The sequence below is a fragment of the Abditibacteriota bacterium genome, from assembly GCA_017552965.1.
Taxonomy (GTDB): domain Bacteria; phylum Armatimonadota; class UBA5829; order UBA5829; family UBA5829; genus RGIG7931.
In genome coordinates, this window is sequence record JAFZNQ010000039.1 from 40,847 (window position 1) to 66,199 (window position 25,353).

18 protein-coding genes and 3 tRNA genes are annotated in these 25,353 nt (G+C 59.7%); 16 read left to right on the top strand and 5 right to left on the bottom strand.

All coding sequences use genetic code 11. From position 1 onward, the window contains the following. Positions 1-129: 129 nt before the first annotated feature. Positions 130-3,033, bottom strand: a complete 2,904-nt coding sequence (locus IK083_04120; GenBank protein MBR4748745.1) for a leucine--tRNA ligase — start codon at positions 3,031-3,033, stop codon at positions 130-132. Positions 3,034-4,155: 1,122 nt separating this feature from the next. Between IK083_04120 and IK083_04125 the strand changes: the two genes are divergently transcribed. Further along, on the top strand, positions 4,156-4,725 hold the full coding sequence (locus IK083_04125) for a histidine phosphatase family protein (protein ID MBR4748746.1): 570 nt from the start codon (positions 4,156-4,158) through the stop codon (positions 4,723-4,725). Between the two features lie 168 nt (positions 4,726-4,893). Here IK083_04125 and IK083_04130 read toward each other — a convergent pair whose 3' ends face one another. The 4 genes from IK083_04130 to IK083_04145 are packed head-to-tail and all read right to left on the bottom strand — an operon-like array spanning position 4,894 to position 9,576. Further along, positions 4,894-5,922 carry an aminopeptidase P family protein gene (locus IK083_04130; protein ID MBR4748747.1) on the bottom strand — a complete coding sequence of 343 codons (1,029 nt, stop codon included), beginning with the start codon at positions 5,920-5,922 and terminating at the stop codon, positions 4,894-4,896. A gap of 2 nt (positions 5,923-5,924) precedes the next feature. Beyond that, complete coding sequence (locus tag IK083_04135; GenBank protein MBR4748748.1) at positions 5,925-7,952, bottom strand: hypothetical protein; 2,028 nt, start codon at positions 7,950-7,952, stop codon at positions 5,925-5,927. Then, positions 7,949-8,725: an ABC transporter ATP-binding protein gene (locus IK083_04140; GenBank protein MBR4748749.1), complete on the bottom strand. Its 777-nt coding sequence runs from the start codon at positions 8,723-8,725 to the stop codon at positions 7,949-7,951. Before IK083_04140 ends, IK083_04135 begins: the two co-directional genes overlap by 4 nt. After that, positions 8,725-9,576 carry an ABC transporter permease gene (locus IK083_04145; GenBank protein MBR4748750.1) on the bottom strand — a complete coding sequence of 284 codons (852 nt, stop codon included), beginning with the start codon at positions 9,574-9,576 and terminating at the stop codon, positions 8,725-8,727. The genes IK083_04140 and IK083_04145 overlap by 1 nt, the downstream gene beginning before the upstream one ends. A gap of 139 nt (positions 9,577-9,715) precedes the next feature. Here IK083_04145 and IK083_04150 point away from each other — a divergent pair. From IK083_04150 to tadA, 15 genes are all read left to right on the top strand, one after another. Beyond that, positions 9,716-9,790: transfer RNA gene (locus tag IK083_04150), tRNA-Glu, on the top strand. A gap of 3 nt (positions 9,791-9,793) precedes the next feature. Further along, positions 9,794-9,867 (top strand) — tRNA-Met (locus IK083_04155). A 98-nt stretch (positions 9,868-9,965) separates the two neighbouring features. Continuing rightward, the gene (locus IK083_04160) at positions 9,966-10,916 is read left to right on the top strand and encodes a hypothetical protein (protein ID MBR4748751.1); all 951 of its coding nucleotides are present in this window, start codon (positions 9,966-9,968) and stop codon (positions 10,914-10,916) included. Between the two features lie 2 nt (positions 10,917-10,918). Then, a complete protein-coding gene (locus tag IK083_04165; protein MBR4748752.1) occupies positions 10,919-11,908 on the top strand; it encodes an RluA family pseudouridine synthase in 990 nt (329 codons plus the stop codon). After that, complete coding sequence (locus IK083_04170; GenBank protein MBR4748753.1) at positions 11,908-14,184, top strand: DEAD/DEAH box helicase; 2,277 nt, start codon at positions 11,908-11,910, stop codon at positions 14,182-14,184. Before IK083_04165 ends, IK083_04170 begins: the two co-directional genes overlap by 1 nt. 70 nt (positions 14,185-14,254) lie before the next feature. Then, positions 14,255-15,355, top strand: a complete 1,101-nt coding sequence (locus tag IK083_04175) for a hypothetical protein (protein MBR4748754.1) — start codon at positions 14,255-14,257, stop codon at positions 15,353-15,355. Between the two features lie 11 nt (positions 15,356-15,366). Further along, complete coding sequence (locus IK083_04180; protein ID MBR4748755.1) at positions 15,367-16,821, top strand: sodium/proline symporter; 1,455 nt, start codon at positions 15,367-15,369, stop codon at positions 16,819-16,821. 125 nt (positions 16,822-16,946) lie between these two features. Beyond that, positions 16,947-17,948, top strand: coding sequence for a chorismate synthase (locus IK083_04185; GenBank protein ID MBR4748756.1), 1,002 nt, complete (start codon positions 16,947-16,949; stop codon positions 17,946-17,948). An 84-nt stretch (positions 17,949-18,032) separates the two neighbouring features. Next, positions 18,033-18,109, top strand: a tRNA-Pro gene (locus tag IK083_04190). Between the two features lie 54 nt (positions 18,110-18,163). Further along, positions 18,164-18,745, top strand: coding sequence for a tetratricopeptide repeat protein (locus tag IK083_04195; GenBank protein MBR4748757.1), 582 nt, complete (start codon positions 18,164-18,166; stop codon positions 18,743-18,745). Positions 18,746-18,830: 85 nt separating this feature from the next. Continuing rightward, entirely contained in the window at positions 18,831-21,488 is a 2,658-nt protein-coding gene (gene alaS / locus IK083_04200) for an alanine--tRNA ligase (GenBank protein ID MBR4748758.1), read from the top strand. Positions 21,489-21,501: 13 nt separating this feature from the next. Further along, positions 21,502-21,915: a Holliday junction resolvase RuvX gene (gene ruvX / locus IK083_04205; GenBank protein ID MBR4748759.1), complete on the top strand. Its 414-nt coding sequence runs from the start codon at positions 21,502-21,504 to the stop codon at positions 21,913-21,915. Then, positions 21,915-22,928, top strand: coding sequence for an endolytic transglycosylase MltG (mltG, locus tag IK083_04210; GenBank protein MBR4748760.1), 1,014 nt, complete (start codon positions 21,915-21,917; stop codon positions 22,926-22,928). The genes ruvX and mltG overlap by 1 nt, the downstream gene beginning before the upstream one ends. Further along, positions 22,925-23,449: a YqeG family HAD IIIA-type phosphatase gene (locus IK083_04215; GenBank protein MBR4748761.1), complete on the top strand. Its 525-nt coding sequence runs from the start codon at positions 22,925-22,927 to the stop codon at positions 23,447-23,449. Before mltG ends, IK083_04215 begins: the two co-directional genes overlap by 4 nt. Before the next feature lie 143 nt (positions 23,450-23,592). After that, positions 23,593-25,353, top strand: coding sequence for a Flp pilus assembly complex ATPase component TadA (tadA, locus tag IK083_04220; protein MBR4748762.1), 1,761 nt, complete (start codon positions 23,593-23,595; stop codon positions 25,351-25,353).

Sequence of the window (25,353 nt, forward strand, 5' to 3'; positions counted from 1 at the left end):
GGGGCGCGCAGGTGATGCGCCGACGAGACCCGGCTGCCGCAATACCCGCTGTAACACACACCCGCCCGACCTGAGTCGGGCGGGTGTGATCGTCATCGGGGGCCGCTCCTTCGGGAGCGGCCCGCCGTGTTATTTGGCCACTATGTTCACCAGCTTGCCGGGGACTGCGACTACCTTGATCACGGTCTTGCCCTCCAGCTCCTTTTGGATCTTGTCGTTGGAGAGCGCCAGCTCTTCCATGCGGGCCTTGTCCGCGTCTGCGGGGACCAGGATCTTGGCCCTGACCTTGCCCATGAGCTGAACGGCTATCTCCACCGTGTCGTCCCTGGCTATCTCCGGATCGTGCTCCGGGAAGCTCACGTCGATGGTAAAGCCCTCATAGCCCAGATCCTGCCAGATCTGGTCTGCCATATGGGGGGTGATGGGGGCCAGCATCAGTATGAGCTTGTATATACACTCGCTGAACACGGCGCTCTTCTCTTCGCCCAGCTTGCCGTAAAAGGCCTGCATGTCGTTGCAGAGCTCCATGATGGCTGCGATGGCCGTGTTGAACTTGAAGTCGTTGATATCCCCGTTTACCTTGGCGATGGTCTTGTGCAGCTTGCGCCGCAGGTCCGCCTCCGCCGGGGTGGTCCCGGACATCCTGGCCTCAAAGTCAGGATCGTAGCGCTCCATGTAGCCGTACACCATGCGCCACACCCTGTTCAGGAAGCGGCTGGCGCCGATCATGCCTTCGTTGGACCACTGTATGGCGTCGTCAAAGGGAGCCACGAACAGCTCGTAGATCCTCAGGCTGTCCGCTCCGAACTCCTCGGCCATGGCGTCGGGGGACACCACGTTCCTCTTGGACTTGCTCATCTTCACCCACTTGTAGGTCACCTCGTCCTCGGGCAGGGCTGCCGCCTCCTCGGGGAAGATGGACACCAGCTCCCTGGTCTTGGAGCCGTCCTCCATGGTGAGGGCCTTGTGGGGAGTGTAGGACAGCACCATGCCCTGATTTTTGAGGCACTGGAAGGGCTCCTTGAAGGGCACCAGCCCCGCGTCGTAGAGGACCTTGGTCCAGAAACGGGCGTAGAGCAGATGCATCACGGCGTGCTCGGCGCCGCCCACGTAGAGGTCCACCGGCAGCCAGTAGGCCGCCAGGTCCTTGTCAAAGGGCACGTCGTCCCGATGAGGGGAGACGTATCTCAGGAAATACCAGCTGGAGCAGGCAAAGCCGCCCATGGTGTCGGTCTCTCTCTTGGCGTCCGCGCCGCAGACCGGGCACTTGACGTTGACCCAGTCGTCTATGTTGGCCAGAGGGCTCTCGCCGCTGCCGGAGGGCTCGTAGTTTTCCACGTCCGGCAGCTCTACGGGCAGCTCCTCTTCCGGTACGGGCACTATGCCGCAGTGGGGACAGTGCACCACGGGAATGGGGCAGCCCCAGTAGCGCTGGCGGCTGATGAGCCAGTCCCGCAGCTTGAAGTTCTTGGCCCGCTTGCCCAGACCCTTCTCCTCCAGCCAGTCTATGACTTTGTCCTTGGCCTCGCTGCCTTCAAAGGCCTCCACCTCGGGGGCGGAGTTGAAGATGGCGTTCTTCTCCACGTGGAGCAGCACGTCTCTCAGGAACTCTATGCCGCTGTAAAACTCCATCACAGTGCGGGCTTTTATGCCGGGATGCTGCCGGAGCATATCCATTATACGGCCGCCGGCTTCAAAGCTGTCCCAGGCGAGAAAGCCTTCGGGTCCCGCAAAGCCCCACACGGTGCCGGCTACGGGGACGCGGGAGCCGCCTGTGAGATATTCGCCTGCGAGAGCGATATATTTGTCCGTATTTTTGCCCGTGAGGGTGATGAGATACATGCCGTCTTTGAGGTCATACTCTATCCCGGCGGCGGCCAGGGCTTCCGCGAAGCCCTCTCTGACCTGCTCCCGGTGCGCCACAGATTTGCTGACGCCGTCGGAGCGTCTGATGACCGGCAGCATCTCTATGCCGAACTTCAGGGCGAACTCAAAGTCCCTTTCGTCATGGGCGGGAACGGCCATGATGGCTCCCGTGCCGTAGCCCATCATGACGTAGTCGGAGATCCAAATGGGTATCTTTCTGCCGCTGACCGGGTTGACGGCATAGGCGCCTATGAAGATGCCGGTCTTTTCCTTCTCGGTGTTCTGCCGGTCAATGGCGCTCTGCCGCTCTACCTGCCGCCTGTATTCGGCGATGGCCGCCTTTTTGTCGGGAGAGGCCAGCTTTTCCACCAGGGGATGCTCCGGGGCCAGCACCATGAAGGAGGCTCCCCACAGAGTGTCGGGGCGGGTGGTGTAGATGACTATGTCGTCGCCCTGCTCCGACTTGAACACCACCTCGGCGCCGTCGCTGCGGCCGATCCAGTTTTTCTGCATCAGCTTGATGGAGTTGGGCCAGTCTATGGTGTCCAGATCGTCTATGAGCCTCTCGGCGTAGTCGGTGATCTTGAAGAACCACTGCGGCAGGTCTTTTTTCTCAATGGGGGTGTCGCAGCGCCAGCAGAGGCCGTCCACCACCTCTTCGTTGGCCAGCACCGTCTTGCAGGAGGGGCACCAGTTGGCGGGAGACATGCTCCGGTAGGCCAGACCTCTCTTCAGCAGCAGCTGGAATATCCACTGGGTCCACTTGTAATACTCCGGCGAGGACGAATTGATCTCTCTGGACCAGTCGTAGCCTATGCCTATCATGTTCATCTGCCTTTTGTAGGTCTCGATGTATTCGGGCACGGTCTTCTTGGGGTGGCTCTTTTTCTTGATGGCCTCGTTTTCCGCCGGCAGGCCGAAGGCGTCCCAGCCCATAGGGTGCAGGACGTTGAAGCCCTTCATGCGCTTGTAGCGGCAAAGCACGTCCGTGGGGATGTAGTTGCGGCAGTGTCCCACCGACAGCCCGGCTCCGGAGGGGTAGGGGAAAAAGTCCATGCCGTAAAACTTGGGCTTGTCCGCGGCTTCCTCCGTGCGGAATACTCCGGCTTCCTGCCATTTGGCCTGCATTTCCTTTTCTATGGATCTGAAATCATAGGGTCTTTCCATTAAACGCTCCTGTAAAGGTTGTGGCAATGTATCAATATATATTATACCACAAAGACGCCCGGGTATAAAGCGTTTCACACCCGCCGGGAGAGGCGGAAAACCGGCCCGCTCCGCCCCGGGCCGGCCCGGGGAACAATTATTTCGGGATATTCGTCACAAAAACAGTTGACATATTAAACGCAGGCTGGTATAATCTATTATGCACATTAACAAGCGAGGTGTTTATAATGTACGAAGAACCGAAGATCGAAATAGAAGACCTGGAAGTAGCCGACGTGATCAGCGACTACGAGTCCGACTTTGACGGCGAGTGGGCATAGTTCCGAAAACTGTATTGGAAAAAGGGAGAAGTCTCATGTACGAAGAGCCGAAGATCGAGACAGAAGAGCTGGAACTGACCGACGAGATCGGTACGGACCACCCGTCCGATTTTGAAACGCCCATCGCGTAAGATAAGGGAAGCGTTTGGTCAGAAGGAATAGTGCTATGTACGAAGAACCCAGGATCGAGACAGACGAACTGGAAGTAGCCGACGTGATCAGCACGGAAGGCCCCGGCGACCCCTCCGAGTGGGGGGACGACGGCTGGTGACGGCGGGCGGGCCCGGCCCGCAAAGCCGTGAAAGGATTTATTTGATGTACGAAGAGCCGAAGATAGAGATAGAAGATCTGGAAGTCGCCGACGTCATCAGCTTCGGCGATGACGATGAGAATTCCGATTTTGACACTCCGATGTTCTGAGGCTCCGGAAGCGTTTGACCAGGAGTAATGCCGCTGTGTACGAAGAGCCGAAGATAGAGATAGAAGACCTGGAAGTCGCCGACGTGATCAGCCTTGGCGACGACTGGGAGTCCTACAACGGCGAGCTGGGCTGACCTGCCGAAAAAAGTTATAATTTTGCGCAGAATACCGCTCTGTATTGACAAAGCGCGGTGTTTGTGCTATTATAATATATGTAATGCATTACACATCAAGGAGTACGACCATGTACGAAGAACCCATCATTGAGATCGAGGAGATCGAGGTCTCTGACGTGATCAGCACAGATCCTCCCGGAAGCGACCCCGCTAACGAGGACGATTATTAGAAAAATTGGCAATGCTCATGCATTGCCGTTTTTTTTATGACCATATATCTCATCAGACACGGCGCCACCGAGGCCAATCTGCGCCGCTGTTTCCTGGGGAGCACAGACCAGTCCCTGACGCCGGAAAGTATCCGCGAGCTGAAGGGGCGCTCCTATCCGCCCGCGGGCGCCGTGGCCGTGTCGCCCATGACAAGATGCCGGGAGACCGCGGACATAATATACGGCAGCAATTACAAAGTGTATCCCGATCTGCGTGAGATAGATTTCGGCGAGTTTGACAACAAAAATCACGAGGAGCTTCTTCGGGAGCACCACTTTTATCAGACCTGGCTGGACTCGGGGGGCGCTCTGACTCCGCCGGGAGGCGAGCCGGCCGGAGACTTCCGCCGCAGGACCTGCCGCTGCTTTTTGCAGATCATAGCCGAGACGCGGCAGTTCCCCCTGGCCATAGTGGCCCACGGCGGCACCATAAAGGCCCTTACGGACGAGTACCTTGACAACGATGCCGGAAAGGAGTTTTACTTCTGGTCGGTGAAAAACGGCGGAGGCATCGTGTGCGAGTGGGACGGAGAGAGGCTGAGGATGGTGGGCAGATTGTTTGACTGAAGCGTTTAAGGGCGGCAGGCGCGAGCCTGCCGCCCTTTGCCGCGGTCCTGTCGGAGAGAGTTTGCCTTTTGCGGGCGCGGGGCGCCCGCAAAAGGCAAAAAAAGAGCGCATGGGCAGGCGCTCCGCGCCTGCCCATGCGCGTATTATCAGGTCCCCGGCTGCGCCGGGTCATTTTTCCGCGTGGGTCAGCACCTCGCAGCCGTCCTCGGTCACCAGTATGTCGTCCTCTGTCCTGATGCCTCCCCAGCCGGGGATATAGATGCCCGGCTCCACCGTGGCGATGATGCCCGGCTCCAGAGTGACGGGGGAGGAGGGGGCAAAGGCGGCGCTGTCATGGACCGACAGTCCCAGCCCGTGGCCCAGGCTGTGGCCAAAGCGGTCGCCGTAGCCGGCGGCGGCTATGACGTCTCTGGCCGTCTTGTCTATTTCCCGGCCCGTCTTTCCGGGCCGGATGGCCTCTATGGCCCTCAGCTGGGCTTCCAGAACTATGTCGTATATCCGCCGGAATTCCGGGTCGGGCTCGCCCACAAAGAAGGTGCGGGTGATGTCCGAGTTGTAGTGGTCCAGCCGGCAGCCGAAGTCGCATTTCACCATCTGCCCTTCTTCTATCACCGCATCCGTGGGAGCGTGGTGTGGATAGGCTGCGTTGGGCCCGGCGGCTATGATGGAGGGAAACGCCGTCTCCGAGGCTCCCCGCTTTTTCATGTAGTATTCCAGGTCCAGAGCCACCTCTCTCTCCGTCATGCCCGGCCGTATGTATTCCCGCAGCCACTCTGCCGCCCTGTCCGCCAGACGGCAGGCCTTCCGGACGGCCTCTGTCTCCGAGGGGTCCTTGATGAGCCGCAGGGCTTCCGTCAGGCCGTGGGTCTCCACCGGGTCCTCTATCCGCTCGCATATATCCCTGTAGGTCCTGAGGCTCACGGAATCCGCCTCAAAGCCGCAGGGGGCGCTGCCCACTATGTCCGCGGCCGGGGACAGCATGTGCCCGCCGGCATAGTCTCTGATCTCAAAGCCGGGGCACTCCTTTTCCGCCTGTCCCGTGTAGCGGGAATCGGTGATCAGGACCTGCCGGTCCCTCCCCAGCACCAGGACTCCGTTGTCTCCGGTGAAGCCGGAGAGATAATACATGTTGTCAATATCGCTGATCAGCATGTATTCAGGGGCCTTTGACAGCAGCTTGTCTATCCTTGTGTTCATGGCTAAAATATCACGTACACGGGACTGGTGGTGACCTGCAGCGTCAGCTTGCCGCCCACGGGCAGCTTCGTGGTCTCCCCTCCCATAATGTCTATGATCTTCACGGGCCTGTCGGCGGCCAGCTCTATGGAGCCGTAGGAATCCTTGTTCCAGCACACCAGTCCCTTTTTGCCGAAGCGGGTGACAAAGCCGTACGCATAGCAGGGAGCGTATTCGGTCCGGCGGCCCGTCCAGCGGCAGTTGTCGCAGATGTTGATCAGATTGGCGTAGGCCACTCCCGAGGGCTTCGGATCCAGATTTTCGAACACCAGGCCGAAGTTGTGCTCCTGATTGAAGGGGGAGGTGCCGTCGTTGTGCAGATCGTAATAAAAGATCCGGTCCACTCCCTCGTTCAGGTGCAGCACGCACATGCGCACCAGCCAGTCCGCCTGAGTGTTCAGGTCGCAGGGGGCGTACCAGTGGTTGGTGTCGGGGCCCTCCCGGAAGGAGGAAAAGCCCACCTCGCCGATGTTCAGCTTCCACCGGGCGCCCTTTTCCTTCATCTTCTTCTTCAGGGCGTCGTAGCCCAGCAGAGTGCTCTGGTCCTCTGGGAGAGGCACGTCCCTGCGGAGGTTGTAGGCGTGGGGGGACAGGTAGTCCGGCTCGTTGACGATCCCCCGTTCCAGATACAGGTCAGCCCAGTTGAGACCGTCCAGATCCTCCCAGACTATGAGAGCGTCCTTCTGGTGGTCCCTGATGACCTTGGACACCTGCTTGGCCCACTGCCAGTACACCTCAAACCAGGGGCCTCCGTCCCAGCTGCCTCCCAGCCTCCGGGACCAGCCGAAATTGTGGGGCTCGTTGACTATGTCGTAGAGCCGGGTCATATAGCCGTACTTGTCGGCGTATTCGCCGTAGTTCTGTATATATGGGGTGAAGTCCCATTCGCTGTCCGGGGCCTTGCCGGCCTTTACTTCCTTTTCGGCGTAGGCCAGAGAGTCCTCGCACATGGCTCCTGTGAAGCAGGGCATGTATCTCAGACCGTATTCCTCAGCCGCCAGATGGGCCCTGTCCTCCAGAGTGGCCTCGCCGTCCCGGAGCCAGGTGATGCCCAGACGGCTGATGACCTCCCCCTGAGACAGGGGCCAGCCCTGATTGAAGTGTCCGTTGACTCCGAAATAGGAGCTGTCCTTGTCTATCCCCCGGGGCCGGTTCACTATGGCGTAGGTGCAAAAGCCCTCCTTGGTGAGGCCGGCGGTGGTGACTCGGTAATTCACGAAATATATGCCCGGCTTCTTCTCGGCTCTGAGGGGCGCGGAGGCGGCGCTGCCCGAAAAGCTGCAGCTCACGGGCTCACCCAGCTGCTTGCCCCGGGCGTCGGCGACCGTGTATTCGCATCTTCCCTCTGCAAAGCCCGAGGAGACCAGGGAGAGAGCCGGCTTTTCGTCGGCGTAATATATGTTCAGGGCCCCGGGCCCTTTGACTGACAGGGTGATCTCTTTCAGCATATTGTCCGCGAGCTCCTTTTTCAGGCGGTCCGGGTCGGACACGTCCGCGTATATTTCATAGATTTTTATGGAGGCGCGGTCTGCGTCTCCCTGCTTTTCCACTCCCAGCAGGAGCTGGGCCGGCAGGTCTATCCTGCGGTTTTTGTCTTCGGGAAAGGAAAAGCCCTTTTCCAGGTCTTCGGCGGTGACCGAGTATTCCCGCTTCGTTTCGTCCCGCGGGGTCAAAAGAGTCTGAAAGGTCTCGCCTTCGCTGTCTGTCAGCCGGACGAGGATGAGCCCCCGGGCTTCCGCCGTAAAGCGCAGAGAGGACAGGCTCAGCTTTTCGGGGAAGAACAGCTGCGCGTAGGCTCCGCCCTCCGACAGGTCGCACTCTATCACGGCGGCGCCGCCTTCGGTCCGGCACTCGTATTTGCCTCCCGGGACTTCGTTGCCCGGGCGCAGGATGAGCTTTTGGTCATAGGAAAAGTCTCTCAGACACACTTCCTCCGCTCCCAGAGGCCCCAGGACCGCCAGGAGGAGCAGTATCGGCAGTAACAGTTTCATAAATGAGTCTCCCTTATTCTGAATTCCGGCAGGTTGTCCGCGGATGCGTCCAGCTCCCGCAGGTATTGTTTGACGACTTCGCCGCTGGGGCCGTCCATATACACCCGGCCCTCCTTTATCCACACGGTCCTGTCGGCAAAGCCCGTGGCTGCGTGCATGTCATGGGTGACGAACACGATGGTCTTGCGGCCTTCTTCCCTGATGCGGGCCATGCGGGCGTAGCATTTTTCCTGAAAGGCCGCGTCGCCCACCGCCAGCACCTCGTCTATGAGCAGGATGTCCGGGTCCGTCTCCGTGGCTATGGCGAAGCCCAGCCGCATGAGCATGCCGGCGGAGTAGGTGCGTATGGGCTGGTCGATGTAGCTCCCCAGGTCGCAGAAGGAAATGATGCTGTCGATGCGGGCTTCGATCTCGGCCTTGCTCATGCCCAGCACCGCCCCGTTGAAATAGATGTTTTCCATGCCCGTCAGGTCCGGGTGAAAGCCGCTGCCCAGGTCCAGCATGGTGTAGAGCCGCCCCTCTGTCCGGACCTGGCCGGAGGTGGGCTTGTACACCCCGCAGATGATGCGCAGCAGGGTGCTCTTGCCGGAGCCGTTGGTGCCCACTATGGACACTGCCTCGCCCTTGCCGATGGTGATGCTCACGTCCCGCAGGGCTTCCTTATATTGCTTCTTGTATCTGCCCAGGGTGAGGATGAGCTTTTTGATGGTGGGAGCCGTGCCCTGGAGCACGAAGCTCTTTGACACCCGGTCTATGACTATGGCTTCGTTCATTACAGCTTCTCCGCAAACAGGTGTTTTCGCCGGTTGAAGAAGGACATGCCCGCCAGCAATACGGCGACGCAGATGACGGCGCACACGGCAAACATGCCCCAGTCCATGGGCAGGCTGGCCACCGTGTTGCCCGCCACCCGGCCCTCAAAGGGGGGCATGAGCAGCTTTTTGTAGGCGTCCATCAGGGTGTTGAAGGGGGACAGCATATACAGCTTGAACAGCAGGTCCCGGTGGGCCTCCGGCAGCTTGGTATATACCAGCTCCACGGGATACATGACGGGAGTGAGATAAAAGCCTATGTTGAGCAGGGCGTTCAGGATGAACTTGGTGTCATCGTAGAAGGCGTTGATGGCGCAGATCACAAAAGCGATGCCCATGATGAGGCAGGTCTGCAGCAGGACGAGGACCGGCAGCCACAAAAAGCTGAGCCTCAGGGCAGAGCCGTGGAGAAACAGCCAGAATACCAGCAGATACACCACCAGTATGCAGAGAGCCAGCAAAAAGTGTATCAGGTTGGAGAGCACGTTGGAGATGGGCAGCACCTCCCGGGGAAAGGGCACCTTTTTGATCAGGTCCCGGTGGTGCAGCAGCACCTCGGAGGAGTCCGCCAAGCCGTTGAGGACGTACTGCCAGGGCAAAAAGGCCGCCAGCAGGTAGGCCGAGTAGTTGGGGATGTCCACCCGCATGATATACTTGACCACCACCGTGATGGTGGCCACCTGGATGAGGGGGTTCGCCAGAGACCAGAAAAAGCCCAATACGGAATTCTTGTATCTGACCTTGATGTCCCTCAGCACAAGCTGGTAGATGAGGTATCTGTACGCGATGATGCTCTTGAAATCTATGTTCACTGCTCGTTCCTGTCTGTTCTTATTTTCATTATATTTACTTTGGACCGGTTTGTCAAGGCGCCCGGTTTGACCGCCGGGAAAAATATTTTGGATGAGAGGCTTGCATTTTGCCGGCGTTTCGTGTATAATTAGTTTGTATGGCCCTATAGTGCAGCGGTTAACACACATCCCTTTCACGGATGAGGCAGGAGTTCGATTCTCCTTGGGGCTGCCACAAGGCGAGATACCTCAGCTGGTCAGAGGACCCGGCTCATACCCGGGGCGTCGTCAGTTCGATCCTGACTCTCGCTACTTTCGGAACACTCGGGGAGTGTTCCTTTTTTTGTCACGGCCTGCCGGGCCCGTCCCCCGGAGGCCCCAAGACCATATCATAGAGCGGGTGAGAGGGTATGTCCGGTGAACTGACAGGCTATTTGCTGGCCGTAGCGTCCATGTGCATATACGGAGTGTATATGTCGCCCAAAAAGCTGTCCGGGCTGGAGGACAGCCGCTTTACCTTCTGGATGGCCTGCGGCATCATCGCGTCCGCCTCGGTCCTCTTTGTTCTGTGCCCCCGGGGCGCCGTGACGCCGGCCATGGCAGGCATGTCGGTGGCCGCCGGGCTGGTGTGGGCCACGGGCAACTTTGCCTATACTCTCAGCATCTCCCGCATAGAGCTCACCCGTTCCACTCCCATCAAAAACCTGTCCGCCCTGCTGGGGCTGCTGTTCGGCATGGCCTTTCTGTCGGAGGGGGACGGCCGGAGCGTCTTCAAAATATGCTGCATCTGCCTGTCGGGGGCGCTCATAGTGGCGGGAGCCTGGCTCCTGTCCCGGGTGGGAGTGTCCTCCGGCCCCAAAAAGCTCCCTCTCCGGGACTATGTCACCGGCTGCGCCCTGGCTCTCTGGGCTGCCGTGGCCTTCAGCATATACACGGTGCCCATGAAGCTGGCCTTCCGGGCAGGCATGTCTCCCTCGGACTATCTGTTTTTTATGTCCGTGGGCATCTTTTGCGGCATGACCCTGCTGGCCCTCTGGGCCGGCTGGCGGCCCCATATAGCCGTGTTTACCGAGCACACCTTTTCCGCGGGAGGCCCGAAAAGGGGAGACGGCTTTTTCAGGAGCAGGCTCATGGCAGCGGCCAGCGGACTGGGGCTGACTCTGGGGCAGCTGATGGCAAACTACGCCGTGGGGCTGGCGGGAGTGGCGGTGGTCTGGCCCATCACCAAGAACTCGGTGGCTGCTGTGATGTTCAGCGTATTTGTGCTGAAGGACGTGGACCGCAGCTCCTCCGGCGGCTTTTTGTGGTGGGGGATGGCCCTGTGTCTGGCCGGTATCATAATAATGGGAATGGGTGTCTGAACATGGAAAAAGAACGGCTCGTATATGAGGGCGAGAGAGGCCTGAGGGCGGACGTATATCTGGCTCAGGCTTTTCCCGGCTATTCCAGAAGCCGGATGCAAAAGCTGATCCGGAGCGGCAGGATACTGGTGAACGGACAGCCGGTCCGGGCCGGCGCCCGGCTGGAGCCGGGAGACGTGATAGAGGCGGAATTTGAGCTGCCCGCCGATACGTCGGTCAAGGCCGTGAGCATGCCTCTGGACATAGTGTATGAGGACGAGGATCTCATAGTGATCAACAAGCCCTCGGGGCTGACGGTGCACCCCGCCGCCGGCCACCGGGACGACACTCTGGTCAACGGCCTGCTGGCCTACACCGGGGATATCGCCGGCATAGGCGACGAGGAAAGGCCCGGCATAGTCCACCGGCTGGACAAGGATACCTCCGGGCTCATGTGCGTGGCCCGGAGCCCTGTGGCCTATCAGTCTCTCCAGCAGCAGATACAGACCAGAAGGATGCACCGCCGGTATCTGGCCATAGTCCTGGGGGACCCGGACTTCGAAGAGGCGGTCATAGACGCTCCCATAGGCAGGAGCCCCGCCGACAGACAAAAGCAGGCTGTGATCACAGACACGGACAAATATACCGCCAGGGAAGCCCTGACCCGGGTGACCGTCAGGGAGCGCTTTGGCAGCTTTTCTCTGGTGGAGTGCGCGCTGGACACGGGCCGGACCCATCAGATACGGGTGCATATGGCCTACATCAGGCATCCGGTCCTGGGGGACCCCCTCTACGGGGGAGTGAAAAAACACGTTCCTTTTCGGGCCACCAAGCAGCAGGAGCAGACCTACGCCGCTCTGTGCTCCTCCCTCAGGGGACAGCTGCTCCACGCATACAGCCTCAGCCTGCTGCATCCGGTCACGGGTGAAGAGCTGACCTTTGAAGCGCCCCTCCCCGAGGAATTCCGGGCCATGCTGGATTTCCTGCGCAGGGAGCTGGGCTGCAGCCGCTGATGGACTACCGGGCTCTTCTGCGCCGGCTGGAGCACGACCGGCAGCTGGCCTGCGTCAACACCCGGGAAGCTCAGGCAGCCGTCTTTGCGGACCTGCCTCCCGGTCTGTCGCCCAGGGTGGCGGAGGACCTGAGGTGGAACTTCGGCATCAAGAGACTGTTTTCCCACCAGAGGCAGGCCTGGGACCTGCTGCAGGAGGGCAGGGATATCATCATCACCACTCCCACCTCTTCCGGCAAGAGCCTGTGCTACAATCTGCCGGTGGCCCACGCCGTGTGCTCCGACGCCCCTGCCTCCGCTCTGTATATCTACCCCACCAAGGCTCTGGCCGCCGACCAGCTGAAAAAGCTCTCGGAATTCGAGTGTCTGAAGGGCAGGGTGTTCACCTATGACGGTGACACCCCCCGGGAGTCCCGGGAATACGTCAGAAAGCAGGCGAGCATAGTGCTTACCAATCCGGACATGCTCCATATGGGCATACTGCCCTATCACACGAACTGGTCCTCCTTTTTGCATCGCCTGAGATATATCGTCACCGACGAGGTGCACACCTACACGGGCCTTTTTGCCTCCCACATGGCCTTTGTGCTCCGCCGGCTGCTGGCCCTGTGCTCCGAATACGGCTCCCGGCCCTCCCTCATATTTACCTCCGGCACGGTGTCCGACCCCGCCGAGCTGGCGGAAAAGCTGTCCGGCAGGCCCTTCGTGACGGTGGACAGGTCCGGGGCTCCCTCCGGCAGCAGGACCATAGCCTTCTGGAACCCGCCTGTGGCGGGAGCCGACGGGGAGCTGCGGCGCAGCGCCGCCGACGAGACCTCCCGGCTGATGACCGAAGCCCTGACAAGGGGCTGCAGGACCATTGCCTTCGGCAAATCCCGGCTGTCGGTGGAGCTGATGACCAGAAAGGTGAAGGAGGCGCTGAAGGACCGCGCCGGGGACCTGTCCGACAAGGTGGTGTCCTACAGGGCGGGCTATACTCCCGAAAGACGGCGCCATCTGGAGCAGCTGATATTTTCCGGCAAGGTGCGGGGCATCCTGTCCACCAGCGCTCTGGAGCTGGGCATAGACATAGGCAGCCTGGACGTCTGCCTGTCCGCCGGCTATCCCCGCCGCCTGTCCGCCCTGTGGCAGCAGTTCGGCCGGGTGGGCAGAGGCGAAAACGACAGCCTGTGCGTCTTCGTGGCCCAGAACAGCCCCATCGACCAATACTACATGCAGAACCCCGGAGAGTTCTTTGACGGCAAGGTGGAGGCCTGCGTGGTGGACCTCTGCAACCCCTACGTGGTCACGGACCAGCTGGCCTGCTCCCTGAGAGAGCTGCCCCGGACCGCCCGGGAGATATTCGAAATGTTCGGGGAGACCGGGCTGGAGATGCTCTCCGGGCTGTACGAAGAGGGGCTGGCGGGATATATGGGAGGCCGGTTCGTCTGGCTGGGGACCCGGGAGCCCTCCGGCGAGGTGAATATCCGGGGCGCTCTGGGAGAGCCCTGCAGCATCATGTCCATGGAGGAGACGGGAGTCCGGCTCCTGGGGACCTGCGACGCCGCCAGGACCCTGTGGACCCTGTACGAGGGCGCCGTGTATATCCACGAGGGAGACAGCTATATAGTCCGCCGGCTGGACCGGGAGGAAAACTGCGCCTGGGTGGAGCCCACCCGGGTGAACTACTACACGGTCACCAACGAGAGCTACTCGGTCAGCGAAAAAAGGGCCCTGGCCCGGGGGCAGACCCGCTGCGGCTTTATCCGCTACGGCTATTCCTCCGTGACCGTGTCCGTGCCCTCCTACACCAAAAAGGCCCTGCAGGGCGGCAGGATACTGGGCAAGACCCCTCTGGACCTGCCGGACACGGAGCTCTATACCCAGAGCGTGTGCTTTGACGTCCCCCGGGAGGCGGCGGACAGGCTGAAGGGCCGGGGCATGGACCCCGCCGGAGCCATACACGCTCTGGAGCACGCCCTTATAGCCGTGGCCCCCATACTGGTGAGCTGCGACAGGAACGATCTGGGAGGGGTGTCCTTCCTGACCCACCCGGCGTCCGAGGGGCGGCCCTGCATATTCATATACGACGGGGTCCAGGGAGGCTGCGGCATCTGCGGCAAGCTCTTTGCCGACTATGAGGCCTGGTTCGAAAAGGCATATCAGGCCGTCACCGCCTGTCCCTGCCGGGACGGCTGCCCCGCCTGCGTCCAGTCGCCCAAGTGCGGCAACAACAACTCGCCTCTGGACAAGCAGGGAGCGGTGTATCTGCTGGAGGAGCTGCTGAAGGGCCGGTAGGCCGGGTTTTGCTTTTTGCCGTAATTATGGTATAATATTAATTAGTGTTTTTAGATATTCCGGAGCGTTTATGAGATATCTGACTCTGGCGCTGCTCCTGTGGCTTCTGGGGGCAGTCCCTTTGCTGGCGGCGGAATACAGATCCGAGACCCTGAAGGAGCAGGACATCAGGTGGTTCGACGCCGCCGGAGAGCCCTTCCGGGTGTACGGTCTGTTTGCGCCGGACAGGGAGCATCCCTGTTATTACAGAGTGCCCGGCCGGGTGGCAGAGACCGTGAGCCCTGTCTTTGCCATGCTTTCCCGGCATACGGCGGGAGGCAGAGTGCGCTTTGCCACCGACAGTCCCTACGTGGCCGTTCACGTGACGGAGGCAGACGGCATCCCCCGGACCAATCTGACTCTGACCTTCAGCAACGGGCTGGACCTCTACGTGGGGAAAAAGCAGAGATACGCGGGCACCTATATGCCGCCCGAGGTCTCCTACGAGGGCTTTGACGGCATATTGTATCCGGAAGGCGGCTTTCGCACCGTCACCCTGAATATGCCCCGATACGCGGGAGTAAAGGAGCTCTGGATAGGCCTGAAGGAGGGCTCCCGCCTGGAGAGGGCGGAGGACTACCGCATGGAGAAGCCCGTGGTGTTCTACGGCTCTTCCATCACCCAGGGCGAATGCGCTTCCCGGCCCGGCAACACCTATGAGGATATCATTTCCAGAGAGCTGGACGTCAATTACGTCAATCTCGGCTTCAGCGGCAACGCTCTGGGAGAGCAGGCCGTCTGCGACTATATAGCCGGTCTGGATATGTCCTGCTTTGTCATGGACTACGACCACAACGCCCCGTCGGCAGAGCATCTGGACAAGACCCATTACAATATGTACCGCACGGTGCGCCGCGCCCACAGAGACCTGCCCGTCATACTGGTCTCCCGGCCCAATCCGGTGCTCAACGAGGACCGCCGGCGCAGGCTGGACGTCATCAGGGCTACCTATGACAGAGCAAAAAGAGAAGGGGACAAACACGTGTATCTGGTCCCCGGAAACGAATTTATGAGAGGCTATTCCGCCGACGCCTGGACCGTGGACGACACCCATCCCAACGATTTTGGGATGGTGCTCATGGCAAAACGGCTCCAAACAGTGCTGAAGCCTCTATTGAAAGGAGACAAATAATGAATGCTTCCCTGAACCCTACAGAAATGGCAGTATTTATCCTGTACCTGCTCTTTATGGTCGGTATAGGTATATACTTCTTCTTCAAGAGCAAGGCAGGCGGAGAAAAGACCTATTTCCTGGGCGGCAGAGCCATGTCCCCCTGGGTAGCGGGCCTCTCCGCCGGCGCGTCGGATATGAGCGCCTGGGTGCTCATGGGCCTGCCTACCTCCATATACGCCCTGGGTATGGGGCAGATGTGGATCCCCATCGGCCTGGCAGTGGGCTACGCCCTGTCCTGGCTGCTGGAGGCTCCCAGGCTCCGGAGCTTTTCCATCGTGGCCAATGACTCCGTGACCATCCCCCAGTATCTGACCAACAGGTTCCTGTCCAAGTCCAACGGGCTCCAGGTGCTGTGCGCCATAGTGTTTCTCATAGCCTACACGGTGTATGCCGCTTCCAGCATGAAGGCCTGCGGCACCCTGTTCCACACCGTGACCGGCATGAACGAGATCACCGCCATGTACGTGGCCGCCCTCATCATAGTGGGCTACACCTTCATGGGCGGCTTCTCCGCCGTGTGCTGGACCGACTTCTTCCAGGCTCTGCTGATACTGGCCGCCATGATGTTCGTGCCCATCGCCGCCATGTCCATGGTAGATTTTTCCGCCTCCCAGTCCATAGCAGGCGAAGACTACTGGAACATGTTTGCCAGCTGGAAGGACATAGTCTCCGGTCTGGCCTGGGGCCTGGGCTACTTTGGCATGCCTCACATCATCATCAGATTTATGTCCCTGAAGAGCCAGAAGGGTATGAAAAAGGCTGCCGCCGTGGGTATATCCTGGACCACCCTCATAGTGATATTTGCCGCCGTCATAGGCATCTGCGGCCGCCTGTATCTGGGCTACGATGAGCAGATAGAGAGCAACTCGGTGGTCTTCATAGTCATGGTCCGCAGGATGTTCCCGGCCATCATCTCCGGCATACTCCTGTCCGCCGTGCTGGCGGCCTCCATGTCCACCGCCGACAGCCAGCTGCTGTCCGCCGCCTCCGCCGTGGCCAGCGACGTGTACAAGCCCGTCATTCGCAAGAACAAGATAAGCGACACGGAGATGCTGTGGGTGGGCAGAGCCCTGGTGCTGCTGGTCTCCCTGGCCGCCATCTACATCGCCGCCAACCCCGAGAGCGGCTCCATCATGTCTCTGGTGTCCAACGCCTGGGCCGTGTTCGGCTCCGCCTTCGGCCCCGTGATCCTGCTGAGCCTCTTCTGGAAGAGACTCACCTTCGCCGGCGCCTTTGCGGGCATATTCTGCGGCGCTCTGGCGGACATCTGCTGGATGGTGTTCCTGAACGGGACCGGCATATACGAGCTGATGCCCGGCTTCATAGCCGGACTGGCGGCCTCCGTCATCGCTTCGCTGGTGAGCCCCAGACCCGACGCTCAGGTGGAGGAGCTGTTTGACAAATCGGTCAATTATCAGGACTGAGGCCTCCCCGGCCGCGGCCCCGCGCGTGAAACAAACGCCTGCCAAAATATGTATTATAAATGTAGGCTGCGCGGGGCCGCGTGCTGCGGGCCCTGCGCTGTGACTGTGCAGCGGAGGCATATCCATTGAGCTCAAATTACGGTAAAAATCTGAAGATCACCCTTTTCGGAGAGGCGAAAGGGCGCGCCGTGGGCGTGGTGATCGACGGTCTTCAGCCGGGCGTCAGGATAGACTTTAACGCCATCGACCTGGAGCTGAAGCGCCGAAAGGGAGGCAACCCCCTGACCAGCCCCGCCGACGAGACCGACGTCCCCATGGTGCTGTCCGGCCTCGAGGACGGCGTCACCTGCGGCACCCCCTTCTGCGCGGCCCTGAGGACCCGGGAGGACTGCGCTCCCGACCCGGAGGGCGGCATACCCCGGGAACACGACATATACAAGGGCTTCAACGGCCTGGTGTCCGGAGGACATCTGTCCGCCAGAGCCGCCGCGGGCATAGTGTTTGCCGGTGCCCTGTGCAAGCAGATACTCAAGACCCGGGGCATAGGCATAGGCGCTCACGTGCTGTCCGTGGGCAAGGTCAGGGGAGAGTCCTTTGACAAGACAGACATCAATCCCGGCATGCTCCAGTGCCTGACCACCGAGAGGATACCTCTCCTGGATCCCTACGTGAGAGAGGCCATGGAGGAAGCCGTGGCGGATGCGGCCCGGCGCAGGACCAGTCTGGGAGGCGTCATAGAGGCCGCAGTCATAGGTCTTCCCGCCGGTCTTGGGGAGCCCTTTTTTGACAACACCGAGAGCGTGCTGAGCCATCTGCTGTTTGCCATCCCCTCCGTCAAGGGAGTGGACTTCGGCGGCGGCTTCGGCCTGGCGGAAATGGACGCCCACGAGATAGGGGGCGCCGCCTCCAATCTGTCCGGCGGAGTGGAGGGAGGCATATCCAACGGCATGCCCCTGATCTGCAGGGCTGCCTTTGCGCCGTCGCTGCCGGACCCGGGAGACCCGGACGCGGACCTGAGCTACGACCCCTGCGCCGTGCTGAGGGCCTGCCCGGTGGTGGAGGCCATGCTGGCCATCGGCGTGCTGGATATACTCTACAGCAAGCAGGCCAAGACCCCGGCGGGATAGGCTCCGGGGGCGTTTTGGCGATTTTTTCGCAAAAGGCTTGATTATTTTTTCCTGTAGTGGTATCATAATATATGCAGGACCAATCGGGAAGTAGCGCAGTTTGGTAGCGCACTTGAATGGGGTTCAAGGGGCCGCAGGTTCAAATCCTGTCTTCCCGACCAGCTTTTATATTGCATTCCGTCAGGGAATGCATATTTTTTATCTGCAGGTATGCTATGCTTTTCTTAGACAGCGAGGCCATGCTCCGCAAGGCCCGGGCTCTGTACCTGAGCGGCTGCACCCATACGGCCGTGGGGCTCCTGGGCAGGATATTGCAGTATGACAGGGAGGACCCGGAGGTCTATTTTCTCCGGGGCTGCTGCTACAGTCAGATGGCCGATTTCCCCTCGGCCCTGGAGGACTTTGACAGCTGTCTCCGGCTGGACCCCTCCGACCCGGAGGCCCATCTGGAGAAGGGCAACGTCCACCAGTATATGGGGGACAGGGACAAGGCCATAGAGTGCTACGAGACCGCCCAGGCTCTGGACCCCTTTTGCTCCAACGCCGTGTACAATCTGGGCAGCATGTATCTGGACGCCGGCGACCTGCCGGAGGCGGCGGACTGTTTTCTGCGGGTGGCCCAGCTCAGGCCCTGGGACGTGGACTCCCTCAACAATCTGGCCGTCTGCTACGCCTCCATGGGGCGGGAGGAGGAGGCCAGGAGCATTCTGGAGCGGGCCGTGACCATCGATCAGGATCACGAGGACGCGCCGGTGAACCTGCATATCCTGGAGCGCCGCGGCGCCGGCAGGCCCTGATGAATACTTTTTGGATTTGTGATATAATAGTATATGTATATCTTCTTATATAGGACAGAGTTTACAGAACAACCGGAGTAAGAATATGTTGACAAGCAATGACGTGCGTTCCGCCTATCTGAAGTTCTTTGAGAGCAAGGGCAGCCTTATCCTGCCCAGCGACAGCCTGGTGCCGGATGATTCCTCCCTGCTGTTTACTTCGGCGGGCATGGTGCAGTTCAAGCCCTATTTCATGGGCGAAAAAAAGCCTCCCTGCGGAAGGGTGACCACTTCCCAGAAGTGCATGCGCACCGACGATATCGAAGAGGTGGGCGACGCCGTACATCACACCTTTTTTGAGATGCTGGGCAATTTCAGCTTCGGCGATTATTTCAAGAGAGAAGCCATCAGCTGGGCCTGGGAGTTCCTGACCGAGGTGCTCAACGTGGATCCGGACCGCCTGTGGACCACCGTGTATAAGGATGACAACGAAGCCTATGACATGTGGCACAAGGGCATAGGCTTTCCCGCCGACAAGATAGTCAGGGCCGGCGCCCACACCAACTACTGGCCTGCCGACGCTCCGGCCAAGGGCCCCAACGGCGTGTGCGGCCCCTGCAACGAAATATATCTGGACGTCAACCCGGAGCAGGGCAGACCCGAGGACCCCGCCTGGTCCATAGCCCACGATTCCAACCGCTTTGTGGAGATCTGGAATCTGGTGTTCACCCAGTTTGACCGGCAGGACGGCGGCGAGCTGGTGCCGCTGCCCTTCAGAAACATAGACACGGGCATGGGCCTGGAACGGGCCACCGCCGTGCTGAACGGCTTTACCTCCAACTATGACACGGACCTCTTCGTGCCCATCATCAGGCAGATCGAGCTCCTGTGCGGCAGAAAATACAAGAACGGCGATCCTCAGGACGACAGGTGCTTCCGGGTCATCAGCGACCACATCAGGAGCGCCGTGTTTGCCATGTCCGACGGCGTCATGCCCTCCAATGCGGGACGGGGCTACGTGCTCCGCCGGCTCATACGCAACGCCGTCCTCAAGGGCCGCAGGCTGGGCCTCAACGAAAACTTTATGACAGGCATGATATCCTGCGTGGTGGACAAGATGGGCTCCGTGTATCCCGAGCTGGTGGAGCGCTCCTCCTTCGCAGAGAGCGTCATGAGCGCCGAGGAAGAAAAATTCCGCTCTACCCTGGAGTCCGGCATGCAGAAGCTGGAGGACGCCCTTCGGGACGTGAAGGCTCAGGGCGGCGACGTCATCAGCGGCCAGACTGCCTTCAGCCTCTACGACACCTACGGCTTCCCTCTGGAGATCACCATCGACGTGTGCCGGGAGGAAGGCATACGGGTGGATACGGACGGCTTTGACGAAGCCATGAACGAGCAGAAGACCAGAGGCAAGGACAGCGGCAACTTCTCCGAGGTCATGGGAGCCCAGACCGAAAAATACATCCGGGACCTGGAAGGCCAGGGCGTGGGCAAGACCGTGTTTACGGGCTATGACACCCTCCATGACGACTCCATCGTCACAGGCATCGTCAGGGACGGCGTGTGCGTGGAGGAGGCTGTGGCCGGCGACGAGGTCCTCATAGTCTGCGCCAAGACTCCCTTCTACGGCGAGATGGGCGGACAGGTGGGCGACAAGGGTGTCATGAAGACGGACACCGCTTCCGTGGAGGTCTATGACACCAAGAGAGACTCCGGCTATTTTCTCCACTACTGCAGGATCACCAAGGGAGCCATCCCTCTGGGCAGCAAGGTGAGCCTGTCCGTGTCCGCCAGATTCAGGATGGACATAGAGCGCAACCACTCGGCCACCCATATCCTCCATTCGGCCATACAGTCCGTGTTCGGCGAGCACGCAGTGCAGGCGGGCTCCTACGTGTCCGATTCGCGGCTGCGCTTTGACTACTCCCATTTTGCCGCTCCCACTCCCGCCGAGCTCATCAAGATCGAAAACATAGTGAACGAGGCCATCCTGTCCGACATGAAGGTGTCCACGGTGGAGACCTCCATTTCCAAGGCCAGAGAGCTGGGAGCCAAGGCTCTCTTCGGAGAGAAATACGGCGACACGGTCAGAGTGGTGGATATATTCGGCATGTCCAAGGAGTTCTGCGGCGGGACCCACGTCAAGCATTCCGCTCAGATCGGCCTCTTCAAGATAGTGTCCGAGAGCTCCGTGGGCGCCGGAGTGCGCAGAGTGGAGGCTGTCACAGGCCGCTACGTGCTGGATTATCTCAGGGAAGCCGACGCCAGGCTGCAGGAAATAGCCTCCGTCACCAACAGCCAGCTCCAGGACGTGGTCAACTCGGTCAGGAGGCTCTCCGACGCCAACAAAGAGCTCACCGACCAGCTGGAGGCCACCAAGGAAAAGGCTGTCATAGGCAAGATACAGGATCTCATAGTCAGGACCGAGGTGGTGGGAGATACCAGATATCTGGGCGCCTACATAGAGACCCAGGACGTCTCCGCCGTGAAGATGATGGCCGACTCCGTCATAGAGCGTATGAAGAGCGGCTGCGTCCTGATAGGCGGCTACACCGAGGGCAAGATAGTATTTGTGGCCAAGGCCACCGACGACCTGGTGGCCAGAGGCATCCACTGCGGCAAGCTCATCAGGGTGGCTGCCACAGCCACCGGCGGCAAGGGCGGCGGCAAGCCCGATTTTGCCCAGGGCGGCGGCAAGGATACCTCCAAACTGGAGGAAGCCTTTGCCAAGGCCAGAGAAGCCTTCGGAGAGCAGCTGAAATAAATACCTCCGGCCTATGAAAAGACTGCTGGCTCTGGATATAGGAGACGCCCGGGTGGGCGTCGCCGTGTGCCTCAATCCTCTGGGGATAGTGTCGCCTCACTCCGTGCTCGAGAGGACCAGGAGCATCAAGGCCGACGTGAGGCAGATAGAGGCCATCGTCCGGGAAAACCGCATAGACAAGGTGATCATAGGCCTGCCGTCGGGGCCGGATTCGGAGCAGGCAGTGAAAAACAGCGAGCTGGCCGACAGGCTCATGCGCCGCAGCGATTTTCCGCCCTGCCAGTACTGGAACGAGGACTTTAGCTCGGCGGACGCCGAGGAAGAGCTGAAGGCCATGGGCAGGAGCAGGCAGAAGAGGCGGCAGGTGATAGACCGGTCGGCAGCGGTGCTGATACTGGAAAGCTATATAAGGTGTGAAGAACTATAATGTGGGGTCAAAAGCACGTGCGGACCGTGATGGTCATCCTGGTGGCCGTGGTCGGATACCTGTGGTATCAGTGTCTCCCTCCCTCGCTGTCCGATGAGGTGGTGTTTATCACCATTCCCAAGGGGTCCACTCTGTCTCAGGCTGCCTCGCAGCTGAAGTCGGCGGGCATCATACGCAGCGATACGGCTCTGAAGCTCTATATGAGGCTGAAGGGCCTCGCGGACGATGTCAAGCCCGGGACCCACAGGTTTTACCGGCGGCTGCCCGTGGCGGGCATATCGGCGGAGCTGGTGAGGAGCACCCGGGACAGCTCGGTGATCACGGTGCCCGAGGGCTTTACCATCGCCCAGATCCAGAACAGATACAACCTGCTCAAGGAAAAGACGGGGGACAGGTTCTGCTATCTCACCCTGAACGTGCCCGTGGGCTCCGTGTCCTTTATCCCTTCGGATTCCATGGAGGGCTATCTGTTCCCGGACACCTATCCCATAGCGGAAGAGGACGAGATGGGGCTCATCAGGCAGATGACCTCCAACTTCGAGCGCAAGGTCATCCTGAACTACCGGGAGGAGATAGCCGCGGCTGGAGAAAAGTATTTTCACGAGTCCGACTTCTATGAGGCCCTCTACAAGATAGTGACCGTGGCGTCCCTCATAGAGAGGGAGGCCAAAGTCCCGTCGGAAAGGCCCATCATCGCGTCGGTCATATACAACAGGCTGGAAAAGGGCATGCGTCTCCAGATAGACGCCACCGTGAGCTACGTGCCCGGCAGGAGCACGAACAACAAAGAAAAGACCACCCTGAGCGACACGAAAAAGAAGACCGAATACAACACCTACCGGATAGACGGGCTGCCGGCGGGCCCCATCTGCAACCCGGGGCTGGAGTGCATCAGGGCCGCCTTTGAGCCTGCCCGGACCGATTATCTCTACTACGTGGCCCGCAAGGACGGGTCCCACGTCTTTACCCGCTCCTTCGCCGAGCACAAGAAGGAAAAGGCCCGGGTCAAATGAAGGGTCCTCTCAAAGCCTTTGCGCAGTGGCTCAGGCCCGATATGTGGGCGGAGCGGGTGTCCGACCTGACGCCCGGCCTGCTGGAAGAGCGGGGGATAAAGGCGATCATACTGGATCTGGACAACACCCTGCTGCCCTGGAAGAGCGACCGGGTCCCGGAGGAAAACCTGCGTTGGGCCGAGGGTCTCCGGCGGGAGGGCATCAAAATATTCGTGCTGTCCAACACCACGAAGCCCGGGCGCATGAAGGCCATATGCGCCGGCATAGGCGCCGGGTGGATACATCCCGCCGCCAAGCCAAACAAAAGCAGCTTTTTGCGGGCCGCCCGCAGCCTGGAGCTGGAGCCCCGGGAGATAGCGGTGGTGGGAGACCAGCTGTTTACGGATATGCTGGGAGGCAGGCTGGCAGGAATGTATCTCGTGCTCGTCAGACCCATCAGCGCCGTGGAATTTGCGGGCACCCGTCTCATATCCCGGCCGGCCGAGCGGCTGCTGAAAAAGTATATGCAGGCCCCTTTTTGAGGAAAAACCAAGATTTTTTCGGATTTTTCATAGATTTTTCCTTCAGGTTTGCATAAGGGCCGGCATATGTGATATAATAAATCTATACAGTGAATAAAACTTAGCTTGATGAATACTATACTGTTTTGAAACAGGAGCACAACATGGCATTAGCAAGAAAAGATGTAGGAGAGATCCTCGTAACGAAAGGATATATGACCCAGCAGCAGCTGGAGCAGGTCAGAGTCGCTCAGAAGAACGCCCCGGGCGATCTGGGCAAGATAGCCGTGGAGCTGGGCTTTGTGACCGAGAAGCAGGTCATAGAAGCAAAGGCCGAGTCCTTCAACTATCTGTTCTTTGACTTTGAGAAATCCGCCAAGACCATAGATCCCAAGTGCGCGACCCTCATACCCGAGCACGTTGCGAGAAAATACAAGGCGATCGCTCTGGGCAAGAAGCACGACAAGCTGTTTGTCTGCATCTGCAATCCCGGCGACAACACGGCGCTGAACGATATACGCCTGGCCACCGGCGTTCAGAACATCAAGATATGCCTGGGCAGCGAAGACGAGATCCTGGCTGCCATAGACCAGTATTACAAGACAGATCAGGGCATCGTGCCCTCCAACGTGGACAACACGGATATCACCGCCAAGCCGGAGAACACCCTGTCCTCCGAGATCAGACAGAATCTGGTGGATATGCAGAACGCGGACGTCGACGACGACGAGGAAGAGGGCGAGGATCAGAACACCGCTCCCATCGTCCGCTTGGCCTATTCCATCATCAAGCTGGCCATCGAGGACGGCGCATCGGATATCCACATAGAGCCCCAGAGAGACAACGTCCGCGTCAGATACAGGATCGACGGCGTGCTCCACGAGGTCATGCCTCTGCCCAAGTACGTTGACAAGCCTCTTACGTCCCGCTTCAAGATCATGTCGGATATGAATATCGCCGAAAAGAGAGCTCCTCAGGACGGCCGTATCGGTATCATGCTGGACAAGAAAGACTATGACCTTCGTGTCAGCTGCCTTCCCACCGTCCACGGCGAAAAGATCGTTATGAGAATCCTGGACAAGAGCTCCGTCCTCCTGGGTCTCAACAAGCTGGGCTTTACCCACGAGCTCCAGTCCGAAGTGGAAGAGCTCATCAGCCAGCCTAACGGCTGCGTGCTGCTGACCGGACCTACAGGTTCGGGCAAAACCACCACGCTGTATTCGATCCTGCACAAGCTGAACACCATCGAAAAGAATATCCTCACCGTAGAGGACCCTGTAGAATACCAGCTGCCCGGTATCGCCCAGGTCCACGTGAACAGAAAAGCCGGCCTGACCTTCGCTACGGCCCTGCGCTCCTTCCTGAGACAGGACCCCGATATCATCATGGTCGGTGAAATGAGAGACCTGGAAACCGCCAGCATCGCCATCGAGTCCGCACTTACCGGACACCTTGTGCTGAGCACCCTCCACACCAACGACGCTCCTTCCGCTATCACCAGACTTGCCGATATGGGTATTGAGGAATACCTGATCGCCGCTACTATGATAGGTATAGTCGCCCAGCGTCTTGCCAGAAGGATATGTCCCAACTGCAAGACCTCCTATCAGGTGCCCGCCTCCGACCTGAGGCGCTTTGGCCTGAAGGAGTTTGACGACAACGAGATGATCACCCTCTACAAGGGCACCGGCTGCGAAAAGTGCAAGAACACCGGCTACAAGGGACGCTGCGGCATCCACGAGATGCTCACCGTCAACGACGAAGTCCGCGAGCTCATAGTCCGCAAGGCCCCCGTGACCAACCTGAGAGAAGCCGCCAAGGCCAACGGCATGAACGAGCTGAGAGAAGACGGACTGATCAAGGTCCTCGAGGGCATCACCACTCCCGACGAGGTCATGAGAGTCGTCTTTACGGCCGGTTATTGA

What these genes read in the sequence shown, in the direction of transcription:
- IK083_04120 (MBR4748745.1), bottom strand. Translation starts at nt 3,033, where the DNA reads ATGGAAAGACCCTATGATTTCAGATCCATAGAAAAGGAAATGCAGGCC.
- IK083_04125 (MBR4748746.1), top strand. Translation starts at nt 4,156, where the DNA reads ATGACCATATATCTCATCAGACACGGCGCCACCGAGGCCAATCTGCGC.
- IK083_04130 (MBR4748747.1), bottom strand. Translation starts at nt 5,922, where the DNA reads ATGAACACAAGGATAGACAAGCTGCTGTCAAAGGCCCCTGAATACATG.
- IK083_04135 (MBR4748748.1), bottom strand. Translation starts at nt 7,952, where the DNA reads ATGAAACTGTTACTGCCGATACTGCTCCTCCTGGCGGTCCTGGGGCCT.
- IK083_04140 (MBR4748749.1), bottom strand. Translation starts at nt 8,725, where the DNA reads ATGAACGAAGCCATAGTCATAGACCGGGTGTCAAAGAGCTTCGTGCTC.
- IK083_04160 (MBR4748751.1), top strand. Translation starts at nt 9,966, where the DNA reads ATGTCCGGTGAACTGACAGGCTATTTGCTGGCCGTAGCGTCCATGTGC.
- IK083_04165 (MBR4748752.1), top strand. Translation starts at nt 10,919, where the DNA reads ATGGAAAAAGAACGGCTCGTATATGAGGGCGAGAGAGGCCTGAGGGCG.
- IK083_04170 (MBR4748753.1), top strand. Translation starts at nt 11,908, where the DNA reads ATGGACTACCGGGCTCTTCTGCGCCGGCTGGAGCACGACCGGCAGCTG.
- IK083_04175 (MBR4748754.1), top strand. Translation starts at nt 14,255, where the DNA reads ATGAGATATCTGACTCTGGCGCTGCTCCTGTGGCTTCTGGGGGCAGTC.
- IK083_04195 (MBR4748757.1), top strand. Translation starts at nt 18,164, where the DNA reads ATGCTTTTCTTAGACAGCGAGGCCATGCTCCGCAAGGCCCGGGCTCTG.
- alaS (MBR4748758.1), top strand. Translation starts at nt 18,831, where the DNA reads ATGTTGACAAGCAATGACGTGCGTTCCGCCTATCTGAAGTTCTTTGAG.
- ruvX (MBR4748759.1), top strand. Translation starts at nt 21,502, where the DNA reads ATGAAAAGACTGCTGGCTCTGGATATAGGAGACGCCCGGGTGGGCGTC.
- mltG (MBR4748760.1), top strand. Translation starts at nt 21,915, where the DNA reads ATGTGGGGTCAAAAGCACGTGCGGACCGTGATGGTCATCCTGGTGGCC.
- IK083_04215 (MBR4748761.1), top strand. Translation starts at nt 22,925, where the DNA reads ATGAAGGGTCCTCTCAAAGCCTTTGCGCAGTGGCTCAGGCCCGATATG.
- tadA (MBR4748762.1), top strand. Translation starts at nt 23,593, where the DNA reads ATGGCATTAGCAAGAAAAGATGTAGGAGAGATCCTCGTAACGAAAGGA.